Origin of the sequence: Stenotrophomonas sp. HMWF023 (assembly GCF_003060985.1) — a bacterium.
Taxonomy (GTDB): domain Bacteria; phylum Pseudomonadota; class Gammaproteobacteria; order Xanthomonadales; family Xanthomonadaceae; genus Stenotrophomonas; species Stenotrophomonas lactitubi.
The window spans coordinates 1-7779 of sequence record NZ_QAIJ01000077.1 but is presented as its reverse complement, the minus strand read 5'-3'; the positions used below and the strand labels follow the sequence as shown (position 1 = coordinate 7779).

Annotated in this window: 9 protein-coding genes; 1 reads left to right on the top strand and 8 read right to left on the bottom strand. The window is 66.0% G+C overall.

Translation table 11 applies throughout. The features are described from left to right. The 8 genes from DBR20_RS03145 to ndk form a co-directional block, all read right to left on the bottom strand. On the bottom strand, positions 1–513 hold a 513-nt coding region (locus DBR20_RS03145; protein WP_181393008.1), incomplete at its 3' end, for a ThiF family adenylyltransferase. Between the two features lie 177 nt (positions 514–690). Beyond that, complete coding sequence (der, locus tag DBR20_RS03140) at positions 691–2088, bottom strand: ribosome biogenesis GTPase Der (protein ID WP_025874993.1); 1398 nt, start codon at positions 2086–2088, stop codon at positions 691–693. A 15-nt stretch (positions 2089–2103) separates the two neighbouring features. Continuing rightward, entirely contained in the window at positions 2104–3312 is a 1209-nt protein-coding gene (gene bamB / locus DBR20_RS03135; protein ID WP_088100629.1) for an outer membrane protein assembly factor BamB, read from the bottom strand. Continuing rightward, entirely contained in the window at positions 3312–3950 is a 639-nt protein-coding gene (locus DBR20_RS03130) for a tetratricopeptide repeat protein (protein ID WP_100552316.1), read from the bottom strand. Before DBR20_RS03130 ends, bamB begins: the two co-directional genes overlap by 1 nt. Positions 3951–4014: 64 nt before the next feature. After that, on the bottom strand, positions 4015–4875 hold the full coding sequence (locus DBR20_RS03125) for a RodZ domain-containing protein (protein ID WP_108265155.1): 861 nt from the start codon (positions 4873–4875) through the stop codon (positions 4015–4017). Between the two features lie 18 nt (positions 4876–4893). After that, the gene (gene pilW, locus DBR20_RS03120; protein WP_108265154.1) at positions 4894–5679 is read right to left on the bottom strand and encodes a type IV pilus biogenesis/stability protein PilW; all 786 of its coding nucleotides are present in this window, start codon (positions 5677–5679) and stop codon (positions 4894–4896) included. After that, on the bottom strand, positions 5666–6871 hold the full coding sequence (gene rlmN / locus DBR20_RS03115; RefSeq protein ID WP_089240538.1) for a 23S rRNA (adenine(2503)-C(2))-methyltransferase RlmN: 1206 nt from the start codon (positions 6869–6871) through the stop codon (positions 5666–5668). Before rlmN ends, pilW begins: the two co-directional genes overlap by 14 nt. A gap of 10 nt (positions 6872–6881) precedes the next feature. Continuing rightward, positions 6882–7307, bottom strand: a complete 426-nt coding sequence (ndk, locus tag DBR20_RS03110; protein WP_089240536.1) for a nucleoside-diphosphate kinase — start codon at positions 7305–7307, stop codon at positions 6882–6884. Between the two features lie 334 nt (positions 7308–7641). Here ndk and DBR20_RS03105 point away from each other — a divergent pair. Next, positions 7642–7779: TetR family transcriptional regulator (locus DBR20_RS03105; RefSeq protein ID WP_146186944.1), on the top strand; the 138-nt coding region annotated here is incomplete at its 3' end.

The window sequence follows — 7779 nt, the reverse complement described above, 5'->3', positions numbered from 1 at the left end:
GTCGTGGTCGGCGAAACGCAGGTGCCCTACCCCGGCCGCCGCCAGATAGAAGCCGGCCGGCGCGCCCAGGCCCCCTGCACCCAGCACCAGCACCCGCGACTGCTGCAGCCGGCGCTGGCCCGCCTCACCCACCTGCGGCAGCAGCAGGTGGCGCGAGTAGCGATCGTAGAAATCGCGGTCGGCGGCGCTGGTCAGCGGCTGCACCAGCGGCAGCGACAACTCACGCCAGGCGACGGTGCCGCCAGCGACGGAGCTCACGTTCGTGTAGCCCGCATCCAGCAGCGCCTGCGCCGCATCGGCCGAGCGCTTGCCGCTCTGGCAGATCAGCAGGATCTCCTGTTCCGGCCGCGGCAGGTGCGCGGTCGCGTCAGCCAGCAGCTCACCCTTGGCGACGCCGCGCGCGCCTTCGGCCATGCCGCCGGCCCGCTCATGCGCCTCGCGCACGTCGATCAGCACCGCACCATGGGCCACGCGCGCGCGCGCCTGCTCGGGGGAAATCTCTGGAATGCTCATGCCGCCATTATCGCGCAGGCTCAACCGGTAGCGCCCGGCCATGCCCGGCGGATTCCCGCGCGCCGCTGCGCTTGCCGGGCATGGCCCGGCGCTACCGAATCAAAACCCGGCAGCACCGTGCCCGAACCCGCATGCATCGCAACCAAAAAGGCGGCCCTGCGGCCGCCTTTTCGTGGATCACTTGCCCTTGACGTGCTTCATCAAGCGCCGCTTGGCCTTGACCTGCCGTTCGGTCAGCACGTTCTTCTTGCCTTCGTACGGGTTGGCACCCTCGCGGAAGATGAACTGCACCGGCGTACCGATCAGCTTGAAGCGCTTGCGGAAGAAGTTCTCCAGGTAGCGCTTGTACGACTCCTGCAGTTCCTTCAGGCGGGTGCCGTGCACGATGAAGGTCGGCGGGTTGGCGCCGGCCGGGTGCACGTAACGCAGCTTGGAGACATGGCCGCGGATGGTCGGCGGCGGGTTGGTCTCGTAGGCCACTTCCAGCGCCTTGTTCACTTCGCTGGTGGTGAAGGTCTTGTTCGCCGATTCGTGCGCGCGGTGCACCGCACGGAACAGCTCGCGCAGGCCCGAACCATGCTTGGCCGAAATGCGCACGGACTCGGCCCACGGCACGAAGCCCAAGCGCAGCGACAGCATCGTTTCCGCCTGCTCACGCTGGTAGTCGGTCAGGCCGTCCCACTTGTTGATCGCGATCACCAGCGCGCGGCCGGCATCCAGCACGGCGCCGAGCACGGTGGCGTCCTGGTCGGTCACGCCTTCGGTGGCGTCGAGCATCAGCACGGCCACCTGGCACTGCTCGATCGACTGCATGGTCTTGACCACCGAGAACTTCTCGACGACCTCGTCCACGCGCGAACGGCGACGCAGGCCGGCAGTGTCGATCAGGCGGTACTCGCGACCGTCACGTTCCAGGTCCACCGAGATCGAATCGCGGGTGGTACCCGGCACGTCCGAGGCGATCATGCGCTCTTCGCCGAGGATGCGGTTGACCAGGGTCGACTTGCCCACGTTCGGGCGGCCGACGAAGGCGATGCGCACGCGGTTCGGATCGTTGTCCAGCTCTTCGCCGCTGCCCTCTTCCGGCAGGCGCTGGATGACCTCGTCCAGCAGGTCGTCCAGGCCCTGGCGGTGGGCAGCCGACACGGTCAGCATCTCGCTGAAGCCGTAGCGGGCGAACTCCGAACGCACGGTGTCCTCGTCGGTGCCGTCGATCTTGTTGATCAGCAGCAGCGTCGGGCGCGACAGCTTGCGCAGCCAGGCCAGGATCTCATCGTCCATCGCCGAGGTGCCCTCGCGGGCATCAACGACAAACAGGATCAGGTCAGCTTCGCCAGCGGCAGCGCGGGCCTGGCGCGTGGTAGCACCAGCCAGGCCTTCTTCTTCCTCTGCGATGCCGCCGGTATCGACGACGAGGAAATGGTTGTCCTCGTCAAGCCGGCAGACGCCATAGTTGCGGTCCCGGGTGACGCCGGGCTGGTCATGGACCAGGGCGTCACGGGTTCGGGTCAGTGCATTGAATATGGTCGACTTGCCGACATTCGGCCGTCCAACCAGGGCGACCAAAGGCAGCATCGCGATTACTCCGTATTAATTTGCCAACCGGAATGCGGTCAGCTTGCCATCAACGTTCTGCACCAGCAGCACCCCATCGACGACGATTGGCTGGGCCAGAAGCGCATCACCGCCGCTTTTCGCCCGCGCCGCCATCGCGCCATCGGAGGCCTGCAGCCAATGCAGGTATCCCTTGTAGTCACCGACCACCACGTAGTCGCCGTGCAGCGCCGGACCGGTCAGCGAGCGCCGGGCCAGTGCGGTCTGCGACCACATCGCCGCGCCGCTGGCCTTGTCCAGGCCGAACACGCCGCCCTTGTTGTCGGTAACAAAAACATTGCCCGAAGACACCGCCACACCGCCGGCACCGCCGTGGTCACGCGCCCACATCGGGCGACCGGTCGGGCCTTCGATGGCCATGGTCTGGTTCTTGAAGCTGCTCACGAACAGCGTATTGCCGTCGAGCACCGGGGCGCCATCGACGTCGGCCATGCGGTCCAGCTCGGTACGGCCTTCGCCGGTGCCGACGTTCTGGTCCCACAGCGTGCGGCCGTCCTGCATGGCCAGCGCAGCAACGCTGCCCTCGTCCTTGCCGATGAACAGCACGCCCGGACCGGCCACCACCGCCGCGTTGCCACGCACGGTCAGCGCCGGCAGCTCGCTCGGGTTGAACCACTTCTGGGTGCCGTTGCCGGCATCGAACGCGGTGACGCGGCCATCATTGCTGCGCACGAAGACCATGCCCTGGGCAATGGCCGGCGCGGCGATGACTTCGTTCGGCACGCGTGCGCGCCACTTCTCGCTGCCATCGTTGATGTCCAGCGCGATCACCTGGCCATCGAGGGTACCGATGACCACCAGGTTCTCGCCGACGCCCGGACCACCGGACAGTCGCAGCTTGGCCTTCTTCTTTTCCTTCTTCGGCTCCCAGGTCCAGACCTTCTTGCCGGTCTGCAGGTCGATGGCGTGCACGCCACCGGTGATCGCCGCGGCGAACACGTGGCCATTGGCCACTGCCGGGCCCTGGCGCACGCCGATGCGGCGCTCGCCCTTGCCGAGGTTGACCGACCAGGCCTTGTTGACCTTCAGGGTCGGCTCGAACTTGACCAGTTCAGCCGGCTCCTGTGCCTTCTTCGCTGCTGCGTCCTTGCCGGCGAACCAGCCCTTCATGGTGCTGCAACCGGACAGCGCCATACCGAGCAGGAGTACGGTGGCGACGCGCGTGATCATGACCTTCTGACTCATCAAACCGACTCCGCAGGGGCGGCGACGGTGCCGCCGGCGTCCATAACCTTGGTTTCCAGCAGGCGCCGCTGCGGCGCTGCCACGTCCAGCGTCTTCAGCGCCTTCTCATACTGTTCCCGAGCCGCGTCACGCTTGCCCTGCGCCATCAGCGCATCGCCATGGATTTCCAGGCTGCTGCTGTCGGTGGCGCTGCCCAGCAGCTTGATCGCTTCATCGCCCTTGCCGGTAGCCACCAGCAGGCGTGCCACGCGCTGGTCGACCACGCGCTGCAGGTCGCCTTCGACCTTCACCGCGCGCAGGGTAGCCAGCGCTTCTTCATTCTTGCCCGCATCAACCTGGGCCTTGGCCAGCTGCAGCGCCGCCAGGTCGCCGTAGATGCTGGACGGGCCAGCCTCCAGCGCCTTGACCGCCTTGGCCGCGTCATCGAGCTTGTTTGCCTGCAGACCCGCCAGGGCCTTCTGGTACTCGACATTGGCCGAGGCCAGCTTGCCGCCCTGGTCCTTCTGGTACCACTGCCAGCCGGCAATGGCACCGATGGCGATGACTACGCCACCGAGGATGCTGGCGCCATTCTTCCGCAGCCAGCTGCGGACGCGTTCACTTTGTTCGTGCTCGTCGAGCAGGTCGTCGATCGCCATGCGTACTCTCGCCCCGCCCATCGGGAGGGACCATTGGGATTATCGAAGGTGGTGAAACCGCGCCTCAGTGTGAAACCGGGACAACGGAGCCTTCAGAGGATACCTGAAAGCGTGCCACGTTGGCTCGCTGATAGGGCGTCAGATCGACGATAGCGCCGTTCTGCTGAACCTGGACCGCCGAAGCATTGCCCAAGGTGACGCGGGCAACCTGGCCCGGCGTGAAGCTGCGGGTCTCGCCCGCCTTGATCAGCGCCTTCTCGACACTGCCGCCATCCGGACCGGCGATGTCGACCCAGCTGTCGCCGCTGAACTGCATGTCCAGGTTGGCGGCAGCGGCCGGCGCAGCGCGGGGCACCGGGGCCAGCGAGGCAACGTAGGGGGTAGCCGTCGGCTTGATGACGGGCGCGGCCGTCACTTCGGCCGGCGCGGCAGCGGCAGACCCGGGACCGGCCGGGGTAACCGGTACGGCGGCCGGGATCACGTCCAGCGAGGCAGTGCTCGGCGAGGGCGTGGTGCCATCGAAGTGGCCACGGGTGGCGAACCACACCGGGACGGCCAGTACGGCGGTAATACCGACATACAGCACGCGCCGGCCAAGGTTCTCGGCAATGCGGCGCGCACGCGGGGTATGGGTGTGGCTGACCAGGGTCGGCGGAACCACCGGGCCGACCTGGGCCTGTTCCAGCAGTTCGCTGACGTCGACACCGAGCAGGCGGGCATAGCTGCGCAGCTGGCCGCGCACGAACACCGGCGCACCGAGCTTCTGCCACTGTTCCTGTTCGAGCGACTTCACCACTTGAACCGGCATGCGCAGGCGCTGGCCGACATCTTCGAGGGTCAGTCCGGCGGCCTCACGGGCCTGGCGCAGGCGGGTGCCGCAGCCGGCCACGGTCTCGAGATCGCTCACAGTCTGGTCATCAATCACAATGCATCAACCCTGGAGTTAGGAGCCCGCGTCCTGCGGAAATTCCTGTCGAATCCGCTGAAGATAGCGATCAGATGCTGCCTGATCACCCAGCCGCGCCTCGATTTGAGACGCAAGTTGTAACACGGAACGCGTGGCCGGTGCAGCCGCAATCCTACGTTCGGCGAAGGCGCGGGCCTCCATGAACTGGCCGCGACGGAAGCTCAGCTGGGCCATTGCCTCCAGCGCGACCGGGTTGTTCGGCACCTGGGACAGGGCGGCACGCAGGTTGCGCTCGGCGCGATCCAGCTGGCCAGCGTCCAACGCACAGCTGCCGACGTTGGCCTGCGCCTCGGCCGGCGTGGTGTAGCTGGGCGCCTGCAGCGCACGGTCGAACCAGGCCAGCGACTCGGCGGCCTGTCCGTTCTGGCACAGCCAGGCACCATAATTATTGAGTACGTCACCCCGCTGCGGCGCCAGCTCGGCGGCCCGGCGGAAGCCCTCTCCGGCCTGCCGGGTGCGGCCACGCTGATCATCGATGCCGGCCAGCAGCACCAGTGCATCCGGGTCGGTAGGGGCCAGCTTTATCGCGTCACGCGTCTTGCGCTCGGCCGCATCAAGGTTGCCGCTCTGCATGTCGCGGACGGCCAGAGCGAGCAGATCCGCCGCGCGGACCTGGCGACGAACGCCCTCCGGGTCGCGGACCGAATAGACCGTCGCCTGGCTGGGGCCCAGCTTAGCTTTGGGTTGCGATTTGCAAGCGGTGACCGAGAGGGCCAGCACGCCTGCAAGCAGCGCCAGCCAGAAGCGGTCAGGCAGCAGCATCGCTCCCCTTCCCCGCCTGCAGTGTCTTGTTGAACTCGGCCTGGCGTCGGGTGCGATCCATCACCTGGCCCTTGAGCTGGCCACAGGCAGCGTCGATGTCGTCGCCACGGGTCCTTCGGACCATGGTCAGCACCTTGGCGTCGAGCAGGATCTTCTGGAAGGCGCGGATATGCGCTTCTTCGGAACGCTCGTAGCGCGTCCCCGGGAACGGATTGAACGGAATCAGGTTGACCTTGCCCGAGTGCGACGCCTGCACGGCATTGTCGAACTGGCGCATCAGCCGCGCCAGTTGCCGGGCATGCTCGGGCTGGTCGTTGATGCCCTTCATCAGGGTGTATTCAAAGGTCACCGACTCGCGGCGCTTGTTGGCGCGCAGGTAGCGTGCGCACGATGCCATCAGCTCGGCGATCGGGTACTTCTTGTTGAGCGGGACCAGCGTCTCGCGCAGCGCATCGTCGGCAGCGTGCAGCGACACCGCCAGCGACACGTCGCTTTCGGCGGACAGGCGGTCGATCTGCGGCACCAGGCCGGAAGTCGACAGGGTCACGCGCTTGTTCGCCAGGCCGTAGCCCAGGTCGTCGCGCATCACGCTCATGGCGCGCACGACGTTGTCGAAATTCATCAACGGCTCGCCCATGCCCATCATCACCACGTTGGTGAGACGACGCTGCTTGTGCGGGATGTTGCCCAGATGACGCGCAGCGACCCATACCTGGCCGATGATCTCGGCAGTGGAGAGGTTGCGGTTGAAGCCCTGGGTGGCGGTGGAACAGAACGTGCAGTTCAGCGCGCAGCCCACCTGCGAGGACACGCACAGGGTGCCGCGGTTCTTGTCCGGAATGTAGACAGCCTCGATGGCGTTCTTGCCATCGGTGCCCATCGCCAGCAGCCACTTGTGGGTGCCGTCGGCGGAGGGCTTGTCGAACACGATGTTGGGGACGCGGACCTCGGCGTGCTGGTGCAGCTTGGCGCGCAGCGCCTTGCCCAGGTCGGTCATCTCATCGAAATCGGTGACGTAGTGATGGTGGATCCACTTCATCACCTGATGGGCGCGGTAGCGCGCTTCGCCGAGAGTCTCGGCGAAGAAGCGCTCCAGACCCTCGCGATCGAGGTCGAGCAGATTCTGCTTTGCCACAACCGGACCCGCAACGAGTACGGAAGGGATGGCGGTTGGCTGTACGACCTCGTTCACGGCATCACTCTCAGCGCGAAACGACTTCGGTAGCGGCGAAGAAGTAGGCGATTTCGATCGCGGCGTTCTCGACCGAGTCCGAGCCGTGGGCGGCATTGGCATCGATGGATTCGGCGAAGTCGGCGCGGATGGTGCCCGCAGCGGCTTCCTTCGGGTTGGTGGCGCCCAGCAGGTCGCGGTGGGCCAGGACGGCGTTCTCGCCTTCCAGGGCCTGGATCATCACCGGGCCGGAGATCATGAACTCGACCAGTGCGTTGAAGAACGGACGCTCGCGGTGCACGGCGTAGAAGCCTTCGGCTTCACGGCGCGACAGCTGCTTGTACTTGGCGGCCACGACCTTCAGGCCAGCCTTTTCAAAGCGGGCGTAGATTTCGCCGATGACGTTCTTGGCAACGGCGTCCGGCTTGACGATCGAAAGGGTGCGCTCCAGCGCCATGGGATGTCTCCAATGGAATCGGGCCGCTGATGGCCCGAAGGGTAACAAAAAAAAAGCCGCGTCGAAACGCGGGCTTAGCCTGATAAACGTGCGCGGATTGTAAAAGATCCCGCCGAGTAGTGCCAGCCCATGGCTGGCAGGTGGACGCTGCCCCTCCCGCGCTGTAACCGATCATCCTGGGCCGCCTATTCAGGCTTTAGCGGCTGCCAGCCATGGGCTGGCACTACTGAATCCTTTGTAACCGCTGGTCAGATTTTTGCTGCACTGCAAAATGCCATACGCTACCGTCTGGTTCTAGTATCAAACAATCGTTTGATTAAGGTCCGCCCGCCCGATGGCCAAGCCCGCCCACTTCTCGACCAAGGACCGGATCCTCGGCGCCGCCGAGGAGCTGTTCGCCCAGCACGGCTTTGCCGGCACCTCGCTGCGCCAGGTCACCAGCCAGGCCGACGTCAACATCGCTGCGGTGAAC

What these genes read in the sequence shown, in the direction of transcription:
- der (WP_025874993.1), bottom strand. Translation starts at nt 2,088, where the DNA reads ATGCTGCCTTTGGTCGCCCTGGTTGGACGGCCGAATGTCGGCAAGTCG.
- bamB (WP_088100629.1), bottom strand. Translation starts at nt 3,312, where the DNA reads ATGAGTCAGAAGGTCATGATCACGCGCGTCGCCACCGTACTCCTGCTC.
- DBR20_RS03130 (WP_100552316.1), bottom strand. Translation starts at nt 3,950, where the DNA reads ATGGCGATCGACGACCTGCTCGACGAGCACGAACAAAGTGAACGCGTC.
- pilW (WP_108265154.1), bottom strand. Translation starts at nt 5,679, where the DNA reads ATGCTGCTGCCTGACCGCTTCTGGCTGGCGCTGCTTGCAGGCGTGCTG.
- ndk (WP_089240536.1), bottom strand. Translation starts at nt 7,307, where the DNA reads ATGGCGCTGGAGCGCACCCTTTCGATCGTCAAGCCGGACGCCGTTGCC.